The sequence below is a fragment of the Streptomyces sp. TAA204 genome, from assembly GCF_000424965.1.
In genome coordinates, this window is the sequence record NZ_AUKW01000004.1 from 296,426 (window position 1) to 318,463 (window position 22,038).

Consider the following 22,038-nt stretch of genomic DNA (forward strand, 5'->3'; position numbering starts at 1 on the left):
TTCCAACGTGCCCGCTTGAGTGACCGCGCGGGCGCAATCGTGCCCCTTGGCACTGACCTCCCAGGAACTTCGGTCACAGGAGGCACGGGCCCGTGAGGGCCCCCTTGGGCTGGGGGACCCGCGTGGTGCTCGGGCGGCATACGGCGTGACTGCTGTTCAGTTCTGTACTGCGCTGCGGTGTCACACCATGGGTGTTACTGCTGTGCCGTATGCGGGGCCTGACAGGAACCACACCCTGCCGGACGCGAGAGGGCTGAGGCAATTCCGTGCCGAGTGGGATAGCTCACACGGGGTTTGGCTGTCACATCCCACGGAAATACGGGCGCGGCACGGCCGTTGGGGCTAAGCTGCCGGACCCTCGCGGAACGGCCAGCGCGAACACCGCCGCCCACCGCCAAGTCTCCTGCCGTCACCGCAGGTCAGAGCCGCCCGCGCAGAATTCCGGCCAGGCGCCGGGCAATCCCGGGCACTCCATTCCGTACAGCATCGCGCGCACTCCCGTCCACCGGGAGGACACCCGCCGCACACCCGAAGGCGCCGGCCGCCAGGGGGACGACCGGCGCCTTCGGCTCAACTGCCCTCAGATATGCGCCTCTTCCAGCATTTCGGTCACAAGGGCCGCAATGGGAGACCTTTCGGACCGGGTGAGTGTGATGTGCGAGAAGAGCGGATGGCCCTTCAGCTTCTCCACCACCGCCACCACGCCGTCGTACCGGCCGACGCGCAGATTGTCCCGCTGCGCCACGTCATGGGTGAGGACCACCCGTGAACCGGACCCGATGCGCGAGAGCACGGTCAGCAGGACGTTCCGCTCCAGGGACTGGGCCTCGTCCACGATGACGAACGCGTCGTGCAGCGAACGGCCCCTGATGTGCGTCAGCGGCAGCACCTCCAGCATTCCGCGCTCGACCACCTCGTCGATCACCTCACGGCTGGTCACCGCGGAGAGCGTGTCGAAGACCGCCTGCGCCCAGGGATTCATCTTCTCGGCCTCGGTGCCGGGAAGATAGCCCAGGTCCTGACCGCCGACCGCGTACAGCGGACGGAAGACCATCACCTTCCGGTGCTGACGGCGCTCCAGCACCGCCTCCAGCCCGGCGCAGAGCGCGAGCGCGCTCTTGCCCGTACCGGCGCGGCCGCCCATGGACAGGATGCCGATGTCGGGGTCGAGAAGCATGTCGAGAGCGATGCGCTGCTCCGCGCTGCGCCCCTTGATGCCGAACGCCTCCCGGTCGCCGCGCACCAGCTTGATACGCCCGTCCGGTGTCACCCGCCCCAGCGCCTTGCCCTTCTCCGACTGGAGCACCAGGCCGGTGTGCACAGGCAGTTCGGACGCCTCCTGCACGAACACGCTGTCGGCAGCGAAGAGTTCGTCGATGTCCTCACCGGGGAGGGTCAGCTCGGACATGCCGGTCCAGCCCGACTCGGTGATGGCGAGCTCCGCGCGGTACTCCTCGGCGAGGAGTCCCACGGAGGACGCCTTGATCCGCAGGGGCAGGTCCTTGGAGACGACCGTGACGTCGTACCCCTCCGCCTGCAGGTTCCTGGCCACGGCCAGAATCCGCGAGTCGTTGTCCTGCAACCGGAAACCGGCCGGGAGCACGCCTGTGTCGGAGTGGTTCAGCTCCACTCGCAGTGAACCGCCCACGTCCCCTATCGGGATGGGAGCGTCGAGCCGGCCGTACCGGACGCGGTACTCGTCCAGTCTCCGCAGCGCCTGCCGTGCGAAGTAGCCCAGCTCCGGGTGATGCCGCTTGGCCTCCAACTCGGTCACGACGACGACCGGGAGCACCACCTCGTGCTCATCGAAACGATCCATTGCCGTCGGGTCGGCGAGCAGCACGCTGGTGTCGATGACATACGTGCGCCGGTCGGACTCATTGCGCTTCTTGCTTGTCACCACGGGTGGACGAACCCCCTCGGAAGAGGTCGGGGTGCGACGGCGTCGCAAGGGAAGAGACCGGTCCGCGCCCGCACGCGGCGGGCCGTGCACCGGCCCTCCGCGACATCCGCGTCGCCGCATCTTCTGCGGTCGTCCGTGGTCTGCAAACGGGCCTCCCGGCGCCGGAGCCTGTGGAGGGCACCCGGCAATGAGGGATATTCCCCCGGGCGAGCTCAAGCATGCAATGGCATATGCGGTGGACCCCGGCCGGGTGACCACGACAACTCGATCCGGTCAAGCAGCTGCAGGTCACGGAGACGGGCGGGCCCTGGCGCGGCGTCGCACGCCCGCGCGGTACGCGCCCCCGCCGTACGCGCCCCCGCGGTACGCGCCCCCGCCGTACACGCCCGCGCGCAGCCGAGACGTGCGCCCGCCCGGAGGCCGGCGTTCCGGGCGGGCTCAGTTCCCGTAGCGGCGGTGACGAGCCGCGTAGTCCCGCAGGGCACGCAGGAAGTCGACCTTGCGGAAGGCAGGCCAGAAGACCTCACAGAAGTAGTACTCCGAGTGGGCGCTCTGCCAGAGCATGAAGCCGGACAGCCGCTGCTCGCCGCTGGTGCGGATCACCAGGTCCGGGTCGGGCTGGCCCCTGGTGTAGAGGTGCTCGGAGATGTCCTCGACGGTCAGGCCCTCCGCCAGCTCGTCCAGGCTCCCGCCCTTCGCGGCACGGTCGGCGAGCAGCGAACGCACCGCATCGGTGATCTCCTGCCGCCCGCCGTAGCCGACGGCCACGTTCACCAGTATCCCGTCGATGTCCCCGGCCTGCTCCTCGGCCTTCTTCAGCACCTGCTGCGTACGGTCCGGCAGCAGGTCCAGCTGGCCGACGTGGTGGACGCGCCAGCGGCCGTCACCGGCGAGATCACGCACGGTGCCCTCGATGATGCCGAGCAGGGGCAGGAGCTCGTTCTCGGGCCGGTGCAGGTTGTCCGTGGACAGCAGCCACAGCGTGACGACCTCGACGTCCGTCTCCGCGCACCAGCCCAGCAGCTCCCGGATCTTCTCGGCGCCGGCCTGATGCCCCTGCTCCGTCGTGCCGCCCGAGGCGCGGGCCCAGCGGCGGTTGCCGTCCAGGATGACGCCGATGTGCTTGGGCACCTGGTCGGTGTCGAGACGGTCCTCCACCCGGCGCGCATAGAGCCTGTACACCAGGTCACGAAGCTTCATGGGAATGGCCAGCCCCTCCTTGGCGAGTCCGGGATTGTTGAACCTTACTGCTGGTGACGCCCCTGTACGAAGCCGGGCCGCTCCCGGCGGCGGACCTGAGAGGAACTGATAGTAAGGGCGCATGACGGACGACTCCTCCCTCCATCCCTTCCGGGCGTACGACGGCCGCTACGACTCCATGGACTACCGGCGTACCGGCAGGTCGGGGCTCAAGCTGCCCGCCGTCTCGCTCGGCCTGTGGCACAACTTCGGCGACGACCGCGCCCTGGAGACCCAGCGCGCCATCCTGCGGCGCGCCTTCGACCTGGGCGTCACCCACTTCGACCTGGCGAACAACTACGGGCCGCCACCCGGATCGGCCGAGCTGAACTTCGGCAAGCTGATGGCCCAGGACTTCCGGCCCTACCGCGACGAGCTGGTGATATCCACCAAGGCGGGCTACCCGATGCACCCCGGCCCGTACGGCGACTGGGGCTCCCGCAAGTACCTGCTCTCCTCCCTGGACGCCTCACTGCGCCGCATGGGCCTGGAGTACGTCGACATCTTCTACTCCCACCGCTTCGACCCGGAGACGCCGCTGGAGGAGACGATGGGGGCGCTGGCCTCCGCCGTACGGCAGGGGAAGGCCCTGTACGCGGGGGTCTCCTCCTACAACGCCCGGCGCACCCGCGAAGCGGCGGGACTGCTGCGCGAGATGGGCGTGCCGGCTCTCATCCACCAGCCCTCCTACTCGATGCTCAACCGCTGGACGGAGGAGGACGGGCTGCTCGACGCGCTGGAGGACGAAGGCATGGGCTGCATCTCCTTCGCCCCACTCGCCCAGGGCCTGCTCACCGACAAGTACCTGCAGGGCGTCCCGGAGGACTCACGGGCCGCGCAGGGCAAGTCGCTGGACCCGGGGCTGCTGACGGAGGAGGTGCTCCGGCGGCTGCGCGGGCTCGACGGCATCGCACGGCGCCGGGGCCAGTCCCTGGCCCAGCTCGCGCTGCGCTGGGTGCTGCGCGACCCGCGGATGACGTCGGCGCTGATCGGCGCCAGCAGTGTGCGGCAGCTCGAGGCGAACGTCGCGGCGTTGGAAGGGCCGGAGCTGACGGAGGAGGAGCTGCGCGAGATCGACACGTACGCGGTCTCCGAACCGGGCACCAACATCTGGTCCCGGAGCAGCGAGAGCTGAAGCGCCGGGCCCCCGGGGGCCCTGACCCCCGGGCAAGCGGGGACGGCGGCCCGGCCGGGGCAGTGAGCCGGCCGGGTCGACGGACCGGTCGAACGGGCGAGGGGCAGGGCGCCGAGCCGGAGGCAGGCCCGGTGTGCCGGGCGGTGACGGCGGGGCCCCGGGGCCGGGCGGGCGGCCGCCGGAAGTCCCGGGAACAGAGAACGGGCCGGTCCGTGGGGGGGGTGTACGGACCGGCCCGAGGGGGGGTTCCCAAGCCTAGCCCCTTACCGCCCGTCCGCGGGGCAGGGGGAGCGGGCCCGCCGTGTCGCGTTCCGGCCGGGTCCGTCGCCGCCCGTCCCGCGCCCCTCCCTCTCAGGCGCCCGCGGCGGCGGTGACGACACCCAGCACGGCGCCCGCGAACATGAAGGGACCGAAGGGCAGGGCCGTCCTGCGTCCCGCACGGCCGGCCAGCATCAGTGCGACGCCGTACCCGGCGTGCAGCAGAAAACCGAGGAACGCACCCGCCAGCAGCGGCTGCCACCCGTACCACCCAAGAGCGACACCCGCGGTGAGCGCCAACTTGACGTCGCCGAAGCCCAGTCCGCGCGGATGCACCAGGAACAGCACGAAGTAGACGGACGCGAGGACCGCTCCGCCGAGCAGAGCCCGTACCCAACTGCCGCCCGCTCCGGGAACGGCGGCGGCGACGGCGAGGAGTGCGGCGGTGGCGGCGGCCAGGGGCAGGGTCAGTACGTCGGGAAGCCGCCGCACCCGGATGTCCACGGCCGCCAGCAGCAGCCCGGACGGCACGATCAGCAGCCACACCGCCAACTCCGGGCGCGGGCCCACTGATCCGGCGAGCGCGGCACAGACGGCGGCACCGGAGAGGAGGAGCGGGAGCGTGCGGGAACCGTAGGCGCCGCGGGTGCTCCCGGGGGATGCTCCGTGGCTCCCCCGGGTCTCGGTGTCCCCTGCGTACCCGGTGTCGTCGGCGTCCTCGGTGTGCCCGGTGTACTCGGTGACGTCGGCGTGCTCGGTGACGTCGGCGTACGGCGCGGGCGGGGCGTCCTCCGCGGAGGCGGTCTCCTCCGGGTACTGGGCACTCCGCGGGGAGTCAACAGTCCGCGTGGAGCCGGTGCACCGGGCGCAGCGGGCGGGCCCCGCCCAGCCGCGCAGCGAGAGCGGCAGCGGGTGCCCCCGCGGACAGCTCGTGGGGCGGGGCTGCTCCCGCCCGACCGCGAACCGGTAGACGGTGCGCGGCAACAGCGCCCCGGCGACGGCGCCGTAACAGGCCGCGCACACAACGAGCGTCAACGTCAGCAGCACGACGCGAGCTTATGCACGAAACCACCGGTCAGGGCGGGCAAGGTGGGACCGAAATCGAAGGCCGCCCGAGGTTTACACGAGGTGAGCCGGTGTCACGTGACCTAAATCGCCCAGTATTTGGCCGTGGATGTCAGTGCGAGGCCCTAGTCTTGATGCATGTCCTCGACTTCTCAGCAGTCTGCAACACAAGGCCGCGCCATCGCTGAGGCCAACGAGGCGATTCGGCGTTACGTCGCGGGTCGTACGATCTGGTCGCAGGCGGACCTCGTCGAACTCGACCGACTTCGCTCCGACTGGCGGCGCGCCATCCAGGCGCAGGTGGAACCGGCCGCCTGATCTTCGTTTTCCGTTGTCCGCAGGCGAGTTCGGCGACCTTCGCAAGGACACTGTGGTGCGGAAGCACGGAAGCGGCCGCTCCGGCCGCCCCATTCACCACTGACGGCTCTCATTCCTGACGGGCGAAGGACACCTCGACACGGCGGTTCTTCTTACGGCCCTCCTCGGTCCTGTTGTCGGCGATCGGGTAGTCCTCGCTGTAACCCCGTACGTTGAAGGTGACCGACGTGGAGTTCAACTCCTCGGCCAGCGCCTTCTGCACCGCGTCGGCACGCTTCTTCGAGAGTTCCTTGCCGTGCTGGTAGGAGCCGAGATCGTCCGTGAAACCGAAGACGTTGAGCTCCTCGGCCTTCTGCTTGTCGGCCTCGTCGACGATGTCCCGGATACGTGACTCGGCGCTGCTGTCGAGCTTCGAACTGTCCTTGGGGAAGAGCACCTCCGCCTGGAGGGTGAACTTCGTCTTCTCCGTGCTGTCCTCACGGCGTTCCTCACCGCCCAGGTCCTCGGTCACGAACTTGATGTCGAGCACCTTGGACGGGGCGAGTTCCGCACCGTCGGCCAGTTTGAGTCCGGCCGCCTGGGAGTCGAGTTCGACCGGCGGCTTCGAGTCGCCGATGTTGTCCGGCGGTTCGCTGAACTTGGGCGCGGGTCCGGGAGCGCCGTCGTCCCCGGGAAGGGAGGGTGCGACCTCGGTCGGGATGCTCGTGGGATCGTCGGCGCCGGGCAGGGACGGCGGGGCGGGCGGGCTGGGCAGCGGCGAGGGGTCCGCCTGAGCGGTGGCGGAGCTGATCGCTGTGAAGAGCACGACCGAGACCGACGTGCAGGCGACCCATCGAAAGACATCCGTTCGCGGGCGGTTCATCGGGGCAGCTCACCCTTCCGAGATTTTGAGGCTGGCGGGTGGCATGTCCGCGATCTGGAAGTCGACTTCGGTCGAGTCCTCGGGCGGTGCGGGGAACTGGGCGTACCAGGACTTCGTCTCACCGGGCTTCAAGCCGCCCTGGAACGAGGTGCAAAGGCAACGTCCTTCGGTGTCCCTCAGAATGAAGTACCGCTTCTTTCCTGCCTTGTCGGTGAGTTTGGAAGCTGCCATGGACGCCTGGTTCTTCACCGACAGCTCAGTCTCGTCGGACTTCCACTCCACCCCCGTCCACAGCTTGCTGCTGCCGTTCGTCAGCCGGCCGTTGACCGTGACGAAACCGCCGTCGTCCCGCTCGGCTGAAGTGACGGTGAGCGTCATGCTGTCCCCGCCCTTGACCTCGGCGAGCACCTTGCTCTCGTCGGAACCCGATCCGCCTCCGCCTTCACCCTTGCCCTCCTCACCGGAGGGTGCGGGTTTCTGGTCGTCCCCGCCTTCGCTGTCACCACTGCATCCGGCCGAAAGGACCAGCCCCGCCGTGATCGCTGCAACGGCCATGGCCCGTCGGGTCCTCATGGTGCGTCGAATGGTCATCGATCGCTCGTCCTCAATTCGTCTTACGCTCATCAGCCGACCAGCACCACCGAGAAGAGGTCCGCCGGTTCCAGGTCGAGGTCCACATCATCGGGATCGATGGTGAACTCGTCTCCGTCACACGTGATTTCGATGAGATCCGCGTCATCCGCGAAATCACAGCGCGGTTTGATCACAGCGGTGGCGGTGGCTTGTGCCTTCTTGTTGGCAGCACCGGGAACGATGCTGTCGCCCGTGTCGAAACGAGTCCGGACCTCGACGGTGTAACCGTCGTCCCCGTTCCGGGAGACGGCCTCGCAGCTGACCACGTCGGAGCGGTTGCGTCCGGCGAAGTACTCCGCCTCGCCGCATCCGTCCCCGGTGAGCGGTCCGAGGCCGTCGAGCCAGTCCTGCCAGTCGTCACCGTCGCCGAGCGCGTCACGGAAGCCGTCGTAGAGCTCGTCACGGTCGTCCTGGGCTGCGGCCAGCGCGGCGGCGTCGGCCGCCGACTGGCCGCCGTTGCGTACCGTTCCCGCCTGGGCCACCGCGAAGAACGCGAAGGCCATGAAGAGAAGGCCCGCGATCACGGCCCCGTAGAGAATGACGGTCTGGCCCTCGTCGTCACGCAGGCGGTTGGCTATCCGCCACCGCCGACTACCGCGTTCACCCAGGTTCCGATCGCACCCGCGATGGTGGCGTCCAGGCCCAGTCCCCGGATGGCCAGAATGATTCCCGCGACGATGATCACGATGCCCGCGTATTCGATCGCCCCCGCGCCCGTGTCCGATTCGTGGCCGCGCAATCGCTCCGTGACGCGCTGGCGCCAGCGGCGCATGGCCTTCGACATCACGATCTCCTTCGCTGATGGCCGGGTTGAGCCCCGTCGGTAAGTGCTCCCCCGCGCTCCCGGCCCGGTTGGTGTAGTTCTTGTCACTCTTGCCGTGGGTGAAACAGACGTCCACCGCAGGGCAGTTGAGCAGCCGGTCAGCCGGGTGAGGGCCCGGACGGTCCGTCATCTGTGCCCACCTCCCGTCCGGTAGCCCAACGTTGTCGTCCGAATGCAGACTGTGCCACATCGGTCGGCGCCGACGAAGAGGAGAGGGGTGGACGGCGTCGGCCCGGCCCGGGGCATCTCGTTCGTCATTCCCTCACCCGTTCAGTACGGAACCGAAGTCGGTGTCGGAGCCGAGCACGAAGGTGGCCACGATCAGCAGCAGTGTGCCCGGCAGCAGGAAGGCGATGGTCGTCATCGTCGCCTTCGGTACGGTCTTCGCCGCCTGGCGGCGGGCGTTCTGCGCGTCGGTGCGGCGCATGTCCGTCGCGATCTGGATCAGCGTGTCCGCGATGGGGGCGCCCAGTTCCTCGCCCTGCTGCAACGCGGTGACGAACTGGTCGACCTGTTCGCTGGAGTTGCGCTTGCGCAGCTCGTCGAACGCCTGGCGGCGGCCGACGCCGAGGTCCATCTGCCTCAGTGTGATGCGCAGTTCGTCGGCCCAGGGGCCCTCGTAGTGCTCGGCGACGCGCTCCAGGGCCTGCCGGAAGCTGAGTCCCGCAGAGACCACGACGGCCAGGACGTCGAGGAAGTCGGGAAGCGTGCGCTCGATGACGCGCTTGCGGTCGCGGACGGCCTGCCAGATGGCGAGGTCGGCCGCGCTCCAGCCGAAGGCGAGCACCAGCGCCGCGAAGAGCAGGCTGTCCGCGGAGATCCCGACGAGCGCCATGACGACGCCGAACACCCCGTACGCGGCGCGGCGTGCGGCGTAGCGCTGGACCGTGAGGCCGCCCGGGTTGCCCGCCTGGTCGATCCTGCGGCGCTTCCTGGCGACGCGCTGCCGGCCCATCAGCCGGAGCACGAGCGGGGCCAGGGGCATGCCGAGACGGTCGACCGCCGCTTCGCGCACGGTCGTTCGTGTGGCGCCGACCTCCAGCGCGACGGCGAGGTCGCCGGGCAGTTCGGTCTCGGCCCGGTACATGCGGATGCCGGCGAGGGCTCCGTACACGGCGAGGCCGACGACGGCGGCGAGGAGAAGGGGCAGCATGGTGTCCTCGGACTCCCTTCCTCAGATCTCGATCTTGCCGAGTCGGCGGATGACGAAGAAGCCCGTGGCGAAGAGCCCGACGGCAGCGACGATCGCGAGCTGGCCGATCGCCGAGCCGGTGACGCGGGCCAGGGCGCCGGGCATCATCGAGTTCATCATCAGCATCGCGCCGAGCCCCAGCACGGGGACGGTGAAGGCCGTCGCGTTGACCTCGGCGAGCATGGTGCGCACCTCGCGGCGGGTCTCCTTGCGTTCCTCCAGGGTGGCGGTGAGGTTGCGCAGCGAGGCGACGAGTGTGCCGCCGGCGCGGTTGGCGAGCACCAATGTCGTGACCAGCACGACCAGTTCGCGGGAGGGCAGACGTTCGGCGAGTTCACCCAGGGCGTCGTCGATGGAGCGGCCGAGGGCGAGCTGGTTGGTGACGAGGGTGAGTTCGTCGCCCGCGGGCGCGTCCAGTTCCTCGGCGGCCATTCCGAGCGCGGTGCGCAGGGCCAGTCCGGCCGATGTGGCGTTGGCGAGGATGCGGGAGAGCTCCGGGAGCTGGTTGATGAACTGTTCGGTACGGCGGCTGCGTTGGTGGGTGAGGAAGGCGTTGGCGGCCAGTACCGCGAGGAGTCCGGCGATCGGGCCGAAGAACGGTGCCAGGACGGAGGCGGCGACCAGCCACAGGCCGGCGACCGCGGCCAGGACGTAGACGGCGAACTCGCCGGGTGTGATGTCCAGTCCCGTGGCCGCCAGCTTGAGCTGCACGCGGCGGCCCACCCGCGTCCGGCGCAACTGCCGGTCGACGCCGGTGAAGTGCCTGCGGCGGCCCGAGGGCAGCTCGTATCCCCCGCCGCCCGCGGACAGACGCTCGATGACGGCCCGCCGCTGTGCGCGGCCCGCCGCGTAGGTCAGCACCCCCGCGACGGCGAGGGCGCTCGCCAGCAGGAAGGCGCCGAGCGCGAGTTGTGCGGTGGTGTCCATGGCAGGTCCTCGGTCCTGGTCCGGGAGGGGCGTGGGTCTGCGGCGTCCGGCCCGGGTGATCGAAGGCGGGCCTCGCGGCGCGCTGCGGGGCGCGGCGGATGGGGTGCGGTTGCCGTGGGGCGCTACACCGCCTCTCTCGTCGCGAGCTTCGACGCGTCGTCCGCGACTCCGAAGACCGGCGGCACCGTTTCGCTCGCCATCTGCAGCCGCGCCGCGGCACGCCGCGGTACGGGCAGATGCTCGAACGTTCCGTGGACCTTGCCGTCGGCGGCCATGGGCCGTACGTCGAACCGGGAGACGGAGGCGATCTGGAAGGTCTCCCTGCCGTGCGAGGCGAGGAGGACGATCTCCACGATCTTCCGCGATCCGTCGGCGAGGCGCGCGAGTTGGATGATGACGTCGACGGCCGAGTTGATCTGGTCCTGGAGCGCGGGGAAGGGGATCTCGACCTCCGACATGGAGGCGAGCGTCTGCAGCCTCATCAGCGCGTCCTCAGCGCTGTTGGCGTGCACGGTGGCCAGCGAACCGTCGTGTCCGGTCGACATCGCCTGGAGCATGTCCAGGGTCTCGCCGCCGCGTACCTCGCCGACGATGATGCGGTCGGGCCGCATCCGCAGCGAGTTGCGTACGAGGTCGCGCACGGTGATCTGGCCCTTGCCCTCGACGTTCGGCGGCCGGGTCTCCAGACGGATGACGTGCTGCTGCTGCAGCTGGAGTTCGGCCGCGTCCTCGACGGTGATGATGCGCTCGTGCTGGGGGATGAGCCCGGAGAGGGCGTTGAGGAGTGTGGTCTTGCCGCTGCCCGTGCCGCCGGAGACGATCACGTTGAAGCGGGCGCGGATGAACGCGGAGAGCAGCGAGAGGATGTGCTCGTCGAGGGTGCCGAGTTCGATCAGTTCGTGCAGGGCGTACGCACGGGGGAAGCGCCGGATGGTCAGCGTCGGGCCGGTCAGGGAGAGCGGCGGGACGATGACGTTGACGCGCTCACCGGAGGGCAGACGGGCGTCGACCATCGGATTGGACTCGTCCACGCGGCGGTTGACGGTCGAGACGATGCGTTCGATGGTCTGCATGAGCTGCTCGTCGGAGGCGAAGCGGACCGGCACCTGCTCGACCCGCCCCGCACGTTCGACGAAGACCTGATCCGGCCCGTTGACCATGATCTCGGTGATGCCGGCGTCCTCGAGGAGAGGTTCCAGCACGCCGAGCCCGAGGGCTTCGTCCACGACGCGGCGGATGAGCGACGCCCGGTCGTCGGTGGCCAGTACAGGACCCTCGCGGCTGATGATGTGCCCGAGTACGCGCTCCAGGCGCGTCCGGCGCTCCTGCGGTGCGAGCGCGGACATCTCGGCGAGGTCGATCTCTTCGAGGAGCTTGGTGCGGTAGACCGGCACGAGATGGCTGGTCCCGTCAGTGGGGGCCGCCGCGTTCCGTGCCCTGGACTCCGGGGGGGTGATGCGGGCCCGCAGGCTCATGTCCGGCCTCCTCTCTTCGTCACACTTCCGGGCGGTTCTGGCTGTTCTGGCGGCGGGACGGCCGGTCCGGGCGGCCGGTCCGGGCGGCCGGTCAGTCGCGGGGCATGGTCGTGGACCGGGAGGCGTCGCCGAAGTCGTCGACGCCGGGGACTATGGAGGGGATGGTGACGGTTGCGGTGACCTCGACCTCGTCACCGCCGCCGCCGAGCGCGAAGCTGCTGCGGGAGGCGGTCCAGCCGGACATGGCGGCCCTGCCGGTGGACGCGTAGCTGCCGGCGATGTCCTCCTGGCTCGCGGTACGGGCGGCGGCTCGCGCACCCGTGCCGGCCTGCTGCACGGCGTATCCGGCGATGCCGAGCTGGATGGCGGAGACGGCCACGATGAGCAGCAGCGGCATCATTCCCGCCAACTCCAGGCTGGAGGCGCCTGCTTCGGGCTGCTCGCGGGCAGCGCGCGGCAGCAGGGCCCGTACCGCACGGCGCAGCGGGTTCACCGACGTGCCGCGGGCCGCCCCCCGTGAGGGGGCTCCCGCCGCTGTTCCTGTCCGCGTCGTCCGCATGCGTGGCTCACCCCTCTTCCGCGGCGCCGGCTCTGCCGCTGACGGTGAAGGGAAGTTTGCCCGCGCCGGGGAAGAGGACCGGCGTTCCGAGGTCGACGTGGGCCTTCCAGAGGTGACCGGAGAGAGTGCAGTCGACCTCGGAGTTCTTGCGCCACTCGGCGGGGAGATGCTCCGTGGCCGCCTCCTGGCAGGCGCCCTGGGCGTTGCCGTCCGACGCGGCGGCGGTGGCGGCGCGGGCCGCCTCGTCCGCGGCGTTGCCCGCGAGCGAGAAGGTGTAGCCGATGAGCACGCACTGCCACAGGACGGCCAGTACGAGCAGCACGACGGGAGCCATCCCCGCGAACTCCACGGTCACGGCGCCGCGGTCGCCCCAGACGCTCGTCTCGCCGTCCTCGTCGTCGTCTCCGTCGGCGCCGTAGGGGGGCCGGGCGCCGGTCGTGCGTGGGAATCCCCCGCCGGCTGCCGGTCCCGCGTGCACGTCCGATCCGGGGGCCGCTCCGGGCGCCGGGCCGGGCGCCGCTCCGGGCGTGGGTGCGGACATGGGTCCGGGCATACGGTTCCGCAGCGGCGAGGGGGAACTCTGCCCGGTTCCGTGGGGACCGCCGTCCGCTGCCTCGTCCCCGAAGGCTCCGAGCGTCCGGCTGGACGAACCGGACGGCAGCGCCTGCCGGTCGGCTCCGGCAGCGGGCCCTCCCTGGGGGGTGCCGCCGGAGGCGCCGCCCCACGTTCCTGCGCCGGGGGCTCCGGACGAGCCGGGTATGCCCGGCTCCGGAGCCGCGGAGCCGGCGGACCCAGCGGGCTGCCCGCCCTGGCCGCCCGGTCCCCGCGTCTGTCCCGTTCCTCCCCCGGGAGGCAGGGCGCGGCTGCCCGGCGCCGGTCCCGGCATCTGCCTGTGGGGCTGCGTGTGGGCCTGCTGTCGGGGGTGCGCCGGGTTCTGGGACTGAGGCTGGGACTGGGACTGAGGCCGGGACTGGGACTGGGGCTGCTTGTGCTGCCTGGCCAGTGCCATGACGCCCTTACCGCCCCTGCCTCCCTTCCCTCCCCTGGCGTGCTTGCTGCCCGAGGACGCCTCCGCCGCGGTGACCAGCCCCAGTTCACCGGCGAACCCCCAAAGCGCCTGTCTGACCGACCCCTTGCTGTCCAGGTCCTGCATGCGGCCGGCGTCGACGGCGCTCTGCAGCTCCTTGAAGTTCGCGGGAACGGTTGTGCGCGCCACGGGCGTGCCGACGATGCGGGCGATCAGCGCGGGCTGGATCTCGGTGAGCCGGGAGGTGCGGTTGACGAGAGTGACGGCTTCCTCCGCCTTGCGGATCTGGAGGCGGTCCCACATGCGCACCATGCGTTTGGCCGCCCTTACCGCCACGACGTCCGGCGTGGTGACCAGCACCGCGACGTCGGCCGTCTCGATGACGGCGGCGTTGGCGGCGTTGAGCTGTGTGCCGCAGTCGACGAGGACGATGTCGTAACGCGTCCTGAGCGCACCGATGATGAGCCGGGCGGCTCTGTCGTCGACCTCCTCGCCACGCTCGCCCTCGCCCGGTGCGAGCAGCAGTCCCAGCCCCGACTCATGGGTGTAGACGGCGTCCTGGAGCACGCGCGAGGAGATGTCGCTGATGCCCGCAAGGTCGGCCGCGGAGCGCCGGAACTGTACGTCCAGGTACGAGGCGACGTCGCCCGACTGGAGGTCCATGTCCACGAGCGCGCTGCCGCGCCCGGAGGACTGTGCGGCCAGGGCGAGTTGGACCGCCGCCAGTGTCGTGCCGACGCCGCCCTTCGCGCCGGTGACCGCGACGACGGTGCCTGTGGACCCTGCCGTCTCGTCGTCGCCGCCCCCCAGGTGCCGCCGTACTCCGGCGGCCCAGGACGCGGCGGCGCCGATCCGGGCGGCGACGTCGTCGTAGCCGAGCGGCAGTCCGAGCAGACCGCGCGCACCGGCGTCCATGGCGGCCGAGTAGAGCGGCGGGCTGGTGTCACGGGTGATGAGGACGACGCCGACCGCGGGGAAGCGCAGGGCGACCTCGCGGATCAGTTCCAGGGCCGGGAGCGGGCCGATGAGTTCGTGGACCAGCACGACCTCCGGCAGGTCCGCGACGGAGGCACCGGCCGACTGCTCCAGGAGGTCGAGCAGCCGGGTGGAGTCCACGGCGGGCGGCAGGGGTTCGCTGTCCGGGAGCTGGCGGAGCAGACCGATCAGCGACCTGGCTGCGTCCGGGTCGCTGACGGCTGGCTGGATACGGGTGACCATGGGCTGATTCCTGCCTCACTCGTCCCCGGTCAGCGTGTACGTGCGGTCGCTGTCGGGGAGCTCGGTGCTGTCGCCCGGTGCCACGAGGGCCAGCCGGACGTGCTCGGCGAACGACTCGGCGTAGGCGACACGCTGGGCGTCGGCCGAGGAGAGGGCGAAGGTGATCGGGACGCCGTCCGCCTCGCGCCGCCGGGTGCGCTCGTCGTCGCCGTCCTCCTTGAAGGGCGTGAGTTCTCCGACGTCGATGACCTTGGCGCCGCTGACGATGACCTTGGACTGGTTGGGCGACCGCCCCTTGCCGCCGGACTGCTGCTCGCCCTCGAAGGTGGCGAAGATGTTGACCCGGCTGCCCGGGTTGATCTTCCCGGCCACGCCGGTCTCGGCGTCGATCATGATGGCGATCTCCTGCTCGCCCGGCTCGAGTTCGGGCCGCTCGGCCATCATGTCCCGCTGCAGGAGCGATCCCTTGCGCAGCCGGTTGGTGGCGACCTTGCCGCGCACGGAGTCGAGGTCGGTGACGGCCGTCGTGGGAAGCCATCGCTCGGGCATGGAGACCTTGTCGAACTGCTCGCCGCTCAGGGCCCGGTAGGCGGGTACGTCCGCCTTCAGCTTGTACGCCGTCGTCTCGGGGCCGACCTTGGACTCCACGTCACGTATCAGCGCCAGCACGCCGGCGAACGCCGCCAGGGCGCACAGGACGGAGACGATCAGCAGGATGACGCCACGGCGCTGGCGTGAGTTCATGGACTACAGACCTCGGGGATCGGCGACGACGGTGTGACGGGCGTGCGTTGAGGAGGGCTCGGCCGCGCGGCGGTAGCCGCTCAGCCCCGCTCCGGCCCTGCCCCCGGCGGCTGGGCGGGGTGAGGACGCTCTGCGGGGGGCCGCCCCCTGCGCAGCGGGCGCGGCGCAGAACGCGCAGCGGTCCCCGATGAGTTCGAGTCCGCACCAGTGGCACTCGTCGCGCCGCACGGAGGAGACGAGCTGGTAGAGGACGGAGACGTCGGGGATGGCGGCGGCGAACTCGACGAGTTTGCCGGTGCCCCACCAACGGGGCGACTCCTTGGGCAGATACGCCTCCTGCACGCCGCCGGTGTTCCAGGTGCGCGCGAGCGTGGAGGTCACCCAGTCGGAGGTGAGCTGGCCGTGCGCTACGGTGAGCTGGGTGGCGAACTGCGGTCCCGCCAGGGTGGCCTGGGCCTTCGAACCGGTTCCGCCGCCGCCCCCGGGCCCGCCGTCGAGCCGTACGAGCTGAGGCGTGGGCGCGGCGAGCACGGCGAACTGCGCCTTGGGCATCCATGACTTGGCGTGCGCCGTGAGCGGTACGGGGACATGGTCGAGCTTGGCGACGGAGTTGAGCAGGGCACCCGCGTAGACGTAGTGCGCGAGCAGCCTGACCGCCGCGCCCAGCACGCCCGGACTGAACTCGCACAGCGAGAGCTGCCTCAACTGCCGTACGAGCACGCCCGTACCCAGTGGCGGGAGCGTCGTCGGCAGCAGGGCGACGCGGTCGCTCTCCAGTACGGAGCGCACGGCGTGCAGCCGGTGCAGGAACGGCTTGCTGAGCGTCGCGGGATGTACGACGACGAGGTGGCCGTGCTGCTCGATCAGGCTCTGGGTCTCGGCCAGCGCCGCCTCGAACGGCTGCTCCTCGGGCGGTTTGAAGACGTGGGCCCGCGGGGTGTGCCGGTCGGGCGGGGACAGCATGTGATCGTGGCTGGTGACTGCCAGCGCAGTTGTCATCCCGCCCCCGAACGTCCGACCCGGGCCGTGGAAGCCCCAGGTAGCCCAAGTACCCGACTGTCGTACCGATGTGACGACATCACAGCTTACGGCGGAGCCCACGCCTCTGGAACGGTTTCCGGCCCGCCCGCTCCCCCTGCCATACCCCGTCCCGGGAGCGGGTCAATCCGGTTCGCGGGTACGGCTGGGGGAGCCGGGCACGGCGGGGAGGGCGCGAGGCGGGCTCCGGGGGCTGTCGGGCCGGGTCCGTGGCGGGCGCCGGGCGGGACCGGACGGGCCGGATGCTCGCTTCTCAGCTCACCAGGGGAGCTCCCGCACCTGCTGGACGCAGAGCGCGACGAAGAGCATGCCGGCCAGGAAGAGCATCACGTTGCTGAGGATGCCGTTGCGCCATTCACCGGGCACACGGTCGGAGTTGAGCAGCCAGACGAGGGTGAGCGCGAGGAACGGCATGAAGAACGCGCCGAGCACGCCGTAGGCGACGACCAGCCCGAAGGGCTGGTCCAGCCACAGCAGCGCCATCGGCGGGAAGGTCAGCCACAGCAGGTAGGCGCGGAAGGGTGCCGAGCGCTCCCGCTCCCCGCGGGCCACGGCCTGTACGGTCTGCCCGTCGCCGGCCCCCTTGCGGGCGGCCTTCACCCGCTCGACGAAGTCGGCGAAGAGCAGGCTCACTCCGTGCCACACGCCGATCAGCGAGGTGAAGGAGGCGGCGAAGAAGCCGACCAGGAAGAGCTTGGCGGTGAAGGCGCCGAAGCGCTCCTCGAGTATCTTCCCGAGGTCGATGAGGCCCTTGTCGCCCTCGGTGAGGGCGACCTGCGAGGCGTGCAGCAGTTCCGCGCCGACGATCAGCATGGCGACGACGAAGACGCCGGTGGTGAGGTAGGCGACGCGGTTGTCGAGCCGCATCATCTTCATCCAGCCGCTGTCGGTCCAGCCCTTGGCGTTCACCCAGTACCCGTAGGCGGCCATCGTGATCGTGCCGCCGACACCGCCGATCAGGCCGAGGGTGTAGAGCACCGAGCCGTCCGGCAGTACGGGCAGGAGCCCGGCGAAGGTCGCGCCGACGTCCGGCGTGACGCGGATCGCGAGGTAGACCACGACCAGGAACATCAGGCCGATCAGCACCGTCATGAGCTTCTCGACGACGGCGTACCGGTTGAACCAGACGAATGCGAGCCCGACGAGCCCGGTGATGATCGCCCACGCCTTGAGGTCGAGCACGCCGGGGAAGAGCGCCTCCAGCGGGAGTCCGGAGGAGGACATCGCGGTGCCGCCGTAGACGAAGCCCCAGACGACGACGTAGACGGCGAAGTAGACCGTGGTCCACGAGCCCAGGTCGCGCCAGCCGTCGAAGATGGTGCGTCCGGTGGCCAGGTGCCAGCGCCCGGTCGCCTCGGCGAGGGCGATCTTGACGAGGCAGCCGATGACGGCGGCCCACAGGAGTGTGTAGCCGAACTTGCTGCCGGCGACGAGCGTCGCGACGAGGTCGCCCGCTCCGACTCCGGTCGCGGCGACGACGATCCCGGGGCCGACCCGCTTCCAGCTGGCCTTGCGCACGAACGGCCGCGCGTCCCCCTGCTGGGGGGACGCGGCGCCGTCCGTCCCGTTCTGTGTGCTGTCGTCGGTTGTCATCCCCTACCGCCTTCGTACTCGTCCCCGCTCCAGGTCCTGCCGGGCGCATCAAATCTCCCCGGCGACGATCAATACAAGGCCTTGAACGACTGCCAGAGGTCTTGACAACGCGAATGGTCTGGACCATCTTGGCTGCGAAGCGCAGGGCCCCGCGCACCACAATCCGCACCACCCCTCCCATCTCCCCCCACCACGGAGGCAGTTGTGGCACGCGCACGATCCCTGACCCACCCCCGCACGCTCCGGGGCGCCGCCGCGGCGTTCACAGCGGCGGCACTGACAATCTGCGGAGCGCTCACAGTCGGCACCGCCAACGCCACCGGAGACGCCTCCCCGGCGGCCGGCACCGGCGTGGGCGCCTCCGCAGTACCGGCACACGCCGTCACCGGCTACTGGCAGAACTTCGACAACGGCGCCACCACCCAGAAGCTCTCGGACGTACCGGGCGACTACGACATCATCGCCGTCTCCTTCGCGGACGCCACGGGAAGCCCCGGCCAGGTCGACTTCACCCTCGACCCGGCGACCGGCTACGGCTCCGAGGACGACTTCAAGGCGGACATCGAGGCCAAGCACGCCGACGGGAAGTCGGTGATCATCTCTGTCGGCGGTGAGAAGGGCAACGTCAGCGTCGCGGACGACGCCTCGGCCGACGCGTTCGCCGAAAGCATCGTCTCCCTCATGGACGAGTACGGCTTCGACGGCGTCGACATCGACCTGGAGAACGGGCTCAACTCGACGTACATGACGAAGGCCCTGGACACGATCCACAGCCAGAAGAGCGACGTCGTGGTGACGATGGCGCCGCAGACGATCGACATGCAGTCCACCTCGAACGAGTACTTCAAGACGGCGCTGAACATCAAGGACTACCTGACCGTCGTCAACATGCAGTACTACAACAGCGGTTCGATGAACGGCTGCGACGGCAACGTCTACTCACAGGGCTCCGTCGACTTCCTCACGGCGCTCGCCTGCATCCAGCTCGAAGGCGGCCTCGACCCCTCCCAGGTCGGCATCGGCACGCCCGCCTCCCCCAGCGCCGCCGGCTCCGGCTACGTCGAGCCCAGCGTGGTCACCGACGCTCTGGACTGCCTCACCAAGGGCACCGGCTGCGGAAGCTTCCAGCCCGAGAAGACCTACCCCGGTCTGCGCGGAGCCATGACCTGGTCCACCAACTGGGACGCCGCGAGCGGCAACAGCTGGTCGGGCACGGTCGGCCCGTACGTGGACGCCATGCCCTGACACCCGCCTTCCCCACACGCACGGCGCCCCCGGACCTTCCGGTCCGGGGGCGCCGTGCGCACATCGCCGCTCCGGTGCGGACGGGCCGGTCGAGCCCGGCCGAACCGGCCTGCGGACACCGGCGGTTCGGGGAACGGCCGCGGGCTTTCCCCTCACCCGCGGCGCCCCTGCGACAGGGTGGCGCCGCCGCGCCACCCCACCGCCCCGCCGGTGCCTACGGCTTGGGCAGCGCGCAGTCCGGCAGGCTCAGGTCGACCTTGTTGCCCTCGGTCACGCAGCTGGTGAGGGTGTAGGTCTGCTGGCCGTACGCCGTGCCCTCGTTGACGGTGACGTTGCCGCTCTCGTCCACCTCACAGGGGTTGTTGAGAGTGCACTCCTCACCGTTCTCGTTACGGGTGTTGTTGACACCGACGACCTTGCCGGAGGCGTCGTCGATCACGGGCGAACCGGAGGTGCCGCCCTTGGTGTCGCACTCGCCGGTGTAGCGCAGCGAGTCCTTCATGCTCCAGCCGTCCTCGCGCAGTTCGTGCACGAAGCCGTCGATGGAGCAGCTGAAGGTCTCCTTCCAGTATCCGGAGACGACGGTGATGGCGTTGCCCTCGGTGGGGTGTGACGCCTCGACGTCGAGGGGGTCGATGCCGGTGTCGGCCTTGATCTCCTCGTAGGTGGAGTCCAGCTCGTAGAGCGAGACGTCCGTGTCGGTCATCGTCGCGTAGCTGATCTTCGTGGCGGTCAGCGTTCCCGCCTCGCCGCCGGAGGCGTCGAGCAGGGAGAAGCTGCGCTGCGAGGGCTGGTCGACGACGACCTGGCCGGGCTCGGGCATGCCCTCGTCCAGGCAGTGCCCGTTGGAGAGCACCAGCCCGGGGTCGGTGGCCTTGGAGTCCGGCATCCGCACGAGCGAGCCCGAGCAGTTGCTGAGTGCGACCGTCCCCGCGAAGTCGGGTGCCGCGGCCGCCTGTTGGGCGGGCCGGGCCTCCTGCTGCCCGGCGGCGGCTGCGGGGGTCGTGGCGACACCCGTGAGGGCGACGGCTCCGAAGAGCGCCGCGGTCACGGTGCCGACGAGAGGTCTTTTCATAGTGGGGGGTTCCTCTCCTTCACCGAATCTCGTACGAAGAATCGTTCGGGGGTGACGCCGTGCATTCTTGGCGCAGGAGAGGGGCGCCCACAAGACCCCACAGGTTCCGAACGGCGCCCACAGAAACGGACGATGACGCTCCGAGGGCACCGCCGGGCAGTCGGGCGGCGCCGTCAGACGAGGAGACTCACCCCCGCCGCGACGACGAATCCCGCGACGGACAGGACGGATTCCAGCACCGTCCACGACTTCAGCGTGTCCCGCTCCGAGATGCCGAAGTACTGCGAGACGATCCAGAACCCGCCGTCGTTGACGTGCGAGGCGAAGATGGAACCGGCCGAGACGGCCATGATGACCAGCGCGAGGTGCGGCTGCGAGAAGTCCCCGGCGGCCAGCAGCGGAGCGATGATCCCCGCCGTGGCGACGATGGCGACGGTCGCCGAGCCTTGTGCGACGCGCAGCACCAGCGACAGCAGATACGCGAGAACGATCACCGGCAGTCCCGCGTCGCTGAAGGTGTCCGCCAACGCCTGTGCCACGCCGCTGCCTTCGAGCACGGCACCGAAGACGCCGCCCGCGCCGACGACCAGCAGGATGTTGCCGATCGGCTTCAGCGACGCGGTGGAGACCGACTCCAGGGACTTGCGGGACCAGCCGTGCCGCAGCCCCAGCTGCCAGTACGCCAGCAGCAGCGCGATCGTCAGCGCCACGAAGGGGTGGCCGAAGAACTCGATGACGGAACGGGGCGTCGAGGGGTCCAGCCCGATGGAGGAGAAGGTCGCCAGCAGGATGAGCAGCAGCGGAGTGCCGATGATGGCGAACACGACGCTCAGGCGTACGGGCTTCTCCTCTGTCACTCCCGCCGCCCGCTTCTCGGCCGCCACGGTCGCCTTGGCCTCCTCGGCCGCCTCGACCATGTCCTGCGGGACCTCCACGAAGAGCCGGTTGCCGATCCAGGCCGCGTACGCCCATGCGGCGAGCACGGCCGGTATGCCGGTGACGGCTCCCATCGCGATGACCCAGCCGAGGTCGACCTTCAGCAGCCCCGCGGCGGCCACCGGACCGGGGTGGGGCGGCAGGAAGGCGTGCGTCATGGACAGGCCCGCCAGCAGCGGCATGGCGTACAGCAGGATGGACTTCCCGGAGCGCTTGGCCGCGGCGTAGACGATCGGGGCGAGGACGAAGATTCCGACGTCGAAGAAGACCGGGATTCCGAAGATGAGGCCGGTCAGGCCCATGGCCAGCGGCGCGCGCTTCTCCCCGAAGAGCGAGAGGAGGCGGCTGGAGAGCGCCTCGGCGCCACCGCTGACCTCGAGTATCGCGCCGAGCATCGTGCCGAGCCCGATGATGATGGCGACGTGGCCGAGGATGCCGCCCATGCCCTGCTCGATGAGGGAGACGGCGTCGGACTTCTGCACGGTTCCGAAGAGTTCGGTCACCGACAGACCGGAGGCCAGACCGACGGCCATGGACACGCCCAGCAGCGCCACGAAAGGCTGCAGCCGGACCTTGATGATGAGGAAGAGCAGCAGCAGGATGCCCAGGGCGGCGACGGTCAGCAGACCTCCGGTGCCGCCTATGAGCGTGAGCAGACCACCTGTGCGGGGCTGCGCCTCCGCGGGTGCGGATGCGGCGAGCAGCATGGGGGACCTCGTGGTTTCCTTCTCAGATACGGGAGTTCGGGGCCGTTCAGGCATGCGGAACTCACC

Annotated in this window: 20 protein-coding genes; 3 read left to right on the forward strand and 17 right to left on the reverse strand. The window is 70.2% G+C overall.

Translation table 11 applies throughout. The features are described 5' to 3' along the window. Window positions 1-580 precede the first annotated feature (580 nt). Both phoH2 and H343_RS0109620 read right to left on the reverse strand, forming a co-directional pair. On the reverse strand, window positions 581-1,903 hold the full coding sequence (gene phoH2, locus H343_RS0109615) for an RNA 5'-3' helicase PhoH2 (RefSeq protein WP_028430950.1): 1,323 nt from the start codon (window positions 1,901-1,903) through the stop codon (window positions 581-583). A gap of 438 nt (window positions 1,904-2,341) precedes the next feature. Next, entirely contained in the window at window positions 2,342-3,103 is a 762-nt protein-coding gene (locus H343_RS0109620) for an isoprenyl transferase (RefSeq protein WP_028430951.1), read from the reverse strand. 121 nt (window positions 3,104-3,224) lie between these two features. Between H343_RS0109620 and mgrA the strand changes: the two genes are divergently transcribed. Further along, entirely contained in the window at window positions 3,225-4,277 is a 1,053-nt protein-coding gene (gene mgrA, locus H343_RS0109625) for an L-glyceraldehyde 3-phosphate reductase (protein WP_028430952.1), read from the forward strand. A gap of 351 nt (window positions 4,278-4,628) precedes the next feature. Here the strand turns inward: mgrA and H343_RS0109630 are convergent, their stop codons facing one another. Beyond that, window positions 4,629-5,582: a prepilin peptidase gene (locus H343_RS0109630; RefSeq protein WP_051264879.1), complete on the reverse strand. Its 954-nt coding sequence runs from the start codon at window positions 5,580-5,582 to the stop codon at window positions 4,629-4,631. A 156-nt stretch (window positions 5,583-5,738) separates the two neighbouring features. Here H343_RS0109630 and H343_RS34120 point away from each other — a divergent pair, with 156 nt between their 5' ends. Then, complete coding sequence (locus H343_RS34120) at window positions 5,739-5,918, forward strand: hypothetical protein (RefSeq protein ID WP_078505302.1); 180 nt, start codon at window positions 5,739-5,741, stop codon at window positions 5,916-5,918. A gap of 109 nt (window positions 5,919-6,027) precedes the next feature. On the opposite strand, the gene H343_RS0109635 is transcribed toward H343_RS34120, so the two are convergent. The 12 genes from H343_RS0109635 to H343_RS0109690 form a co-directional block, all read right to left on the reverse strand. Beyond that, window positions 6,028-6,780 (reverse strand): OmpA family protein, encoded by a 753-nt coding sequence (locus H343_RS0109635; protein WP_028430954.1) that lies wholly within the window; start codon window positions 6,778-6,780, stop codon window positions 6,028-6,030. Between the two features lie 9 nt (window positions 6,781-6,789). Continuing rightward, complete coding sequence (locus H343_RS0109640) at window positions 6,790-7,335, reverse strand: hypothetical protein (RefSeq protein WP_486586839.1); 546 nt, start codon at window positions 7,333-7,335, stop codon at window positions 6,790-6,792. Window positions 7,336-7,403: 68 nt separating this feature from the next. Further along, the gene (locus H343_RS0109645; protein WP_486586840.1) at window positions 7,404-7,937 is read right to left on the reverse strand and encodes a hypothetical protein; all 534 of its coding nucleotides are present in this window, start codon (window positions 7,935-7,937) and stop codon (window positions 7,404-7,406) included. A gap of 50 nt (window positions 7,938-7,987) precedes the next feature. Continuing rightward, window positions 7,988-8,197, reverse strand: a complete 210-nt coding sequence (locus H343_RS0109650; protein ID WP_028430957.1) for a hypothetical protein — start codon at window positions 8,195-8,197, stop codon at window positions 7,988-7,990. A 301-nt stretch (window positions 8,198-8,498) separates the two neighbouring features. Next, the gene (locus H343_RS0109655) at window positions 8,499-9,389 is read right to left on the reverse strand and encodes a type II secretion system F family protein (protein ID WP_028430958.1); all 891 of its coding nucleotides are present in this window, start codon (window positions 9,387-9,389) and stop codon (window positions 8,499-8,501) included. Between the two features lie 21 nt (window positions 9,390-9,410). Then, window positions 9,411-10,355, reverse strand: coding sequence for a type II secretion system F family protein (locus H343_RS0109660; protein WP_028430959.1), 945 nt, complete (start codon window positions 10,353-10,355; stop codon window positions 9,411-9,413). A 122-nt stretch (window positions 10,356-10,477) separates the two neighbouring features. Beyond that, a complete protein-coding gene (locus H343_RS0109665) occupies window positions 10,478-11,830 on the reverse strand; it encodes a TadA family conjugal transfer-associated ATPase (RefSeq protein WP_028430960.1) in 1,353 nt (450 codons plus the stop codon). A gap of 91 nt (window positions 11,831-11,921) precedes the next feature. Next, on the reverse strand, window positions 11,922-12,389 hold the full coding sequence (locus H343_RS0109670) for a TadE/TadG family type IV pilus assembly protein (protein ID WP_078505304.1): 468 nt from the start codon (window positions 12,387-12,389) through the stop codon (window positions 11,922-11,924). 7 nt (window positions 12,390-12,396) lie between these two features. Continuing rightward, window positions 12,397-14,634 (reverse strand): AAA family ATPase, encoded by a 2,238-nt coding sequence (locus H343_RS0109675; RefSeq protein ID WP_028430962.1) that lies wholly within the window; start codon window positions 14,632-14,634, stop codon window positions 12,397-12,399. 15 nt (window positions 14,635-14,649) lie between these two features. Further along, window positions 14,650-15,378 carry a Flp pilus assembly protein CpaB gene (gene cpaB, locus H343_RS0109680; protein ID WP_028430963.1) on the reverse strand — a complete coding sequence of 243 codons (729 nt, stop codon included), beginning with the start codon at window positions 15,376-15,378 and terminating at the stop codon, window positions 14,650-14,652. Between the two features lie 3 nt (window positions 15,379-15,381). Continuing rightward, complete coding sequence (locus H343_RS29880; protein ID WP_486586841.1) at window positions 15,382-16,377, reverse strand: hypothetical protein; 996 nt, start codon at window positions 16,375-16,377, stop codon at window positions 15,382-15,384. Window positions 16,378-16,674: 297 nt separating this feature from the next. Further along, window positions 16,675-18,009 (reverse strand): Nramp family divalent metal transporter, encoded by a 1,335-nt coding sequence (locus tag H343_RS0109690; protein WP_028430964.1) that lies wholly within the window; start codon window positions 18,007-18,009, stop codon window positions 16,675-16,677. Window positions 18,010-18,231: 222 nt separating this feature from the next. Between H343_RS0109690 and H343_RS0109695 the strand changes: the two genes are divergently transcribed. Then, window positions 18,232-19,254 (forward strand): chitinase, encoded by a 1,023-nt coding sequence (locus H343_RS0109695; RefSeq protein ID WP_078505378.1) that lies wholly within the window; start codon window positions 18,232-18,234, stop codon window positions 19,252-19,254. 214 nt (window positions 19,255-19,468) lie between these two features. Here H343_RS0109695 and H343_RS0109700 read toward each other — a convergent pair whose 3' ends face one another. Continuing rightward, window positions 19,469-20,329, reverse strand: a complete 861-nt coding sequence (locus H343_RS0109700; RefSeq protein WP_028430966.1) for a S1 family peptidase — start codon at window positions 20,327-20,329, stop codon at window positions 19,469-19,471. Between the two features lie 173 nt (window positions 20,330-20,502). Next, complete coding sequence (locus tag H343_RS0109705; RefSeq protein WP_028430967.1) at window positions 20,503-21,972, reverse strand: GntT/GntP/DsdX family permease; 1,470 nt, start codon at window positions 21,970-21,972, stop codon at window positions 20,503-20,505. Window positions 21,973-22,038: the final 66 nt, after the last annotated feature.

Bases quoted from the DNA above. Each gene is read 5' to 3' on its own strand.
- H343_RS29880 (WP_486586841.1), bottom strand. From the start codon at position 16,377: ATGACAACTGCGCTGGCAGTCACCAGCCACGATCACATGCTGTCCCCG.
- H343_RS0109675 (WP_028430962.1), bottom strand. From the start codon at position 14,634: ATGGTCACCCGTATCCAGCCAGCCGTCAGCGACCCGGACGCAGCCAGG.
- H343_RS0109640 (WP_486586839.1), bottom strand. From the start codon at position 7,335: ATGGCCGTTGCAGCGATCACGGCGGGGCTGGTCCTTTCGGCCGGATGC.
- H343_RS0109700 (WP_028430966.1), bottom strand. From the start codon at position 20,329: ATGAAAAGACCTCTCGTCGGCACCGTGACCGCGGCGCTCTTCGGAGCC.
- mgrA (WP_028430952.1), top strand. From the start codon at position 3,225: ATGACGGACGACTCCTCCCTCCATCCCTTCCGGGCGTACGACGGCCGC.
- cpaB (WP_028430963.1), bottom strand. From the start codon at position 15,378: ATGAACTCACGCCAGCGCCGTGGCGTCATCCTGCTGATCGTCTCCGTC.
- H343_RS0109635 (WP_028430954.1), bottom strand. From the start codon at position 6,780: ATGAACCGCCCGCGAACGGATGTCTTTCGATGGGTCGCCTGCACGTCG.
- H343_RS0109665 (WP_028430960.1), bottom strand. From the start codon at position 11,830: ATGAGCCTGCGGGCCCGCATCACCCCCCCGGAGTCCAGGGCACGGAAC.
- H343_RS34120 (WP_078505302.1), top strand. From the start codon at position 5,739: ATGTCCTCGACTTCTCAGCAGTCTGCAACACAAGGCCGCGCCATCGCT.
- H343_RS0109620 (WP_028430951.1), bottom strand. From the start codon at position 3,103: ATGAAGCTTCGTGACCTGGTGTACAGGCTCTATGCGCGCCGGGTGGAG.
- H343_RS0109705 (WP_028430967.1), bottom strand. From the start codon at position 21,972: ATGCTGCTCGCCGCATCCGCACCCGCGGAGGCGCAGCCCCGCACAGGT.
- H343_RS0109670 (WP_078505304.1), bottom strand. From the start codon at position 12,389: ATGCGGACGACGCGGACAGGAACAGCGGCGGGAGCCCCCTCACGGGGG.
- H343_RS0109690 (WP_028430964.1), bottom strand. From the start codon at position 18,009: ATGACAACCGACGACAGCACACAGAACGGGACGGACGGCGCCGCGTCC.
- H343_RS0109655 (WP_028430958.1), bottom strand. From the start codon at position 9,389: ATGCTGCCCCTTCTCCTCGCCGCCGTCGTCGGCCTCGCCGTGTACGGA.
- H343_RS0109660 (WP_028430959.1), bottom strand. From the start codon at position 10,355: ATGGACACCACCGCACAACTCGCGCTCGGCGCCTTCCTGCTGGCGAGC.
- H343_RS0109650 (WP_028430957.1), bottom strand. From the start codon at position 8,197: ATGTCGAAGGCCATGCGCCGCTGGCGCCAGCGCGTCACGGAGCGATTG.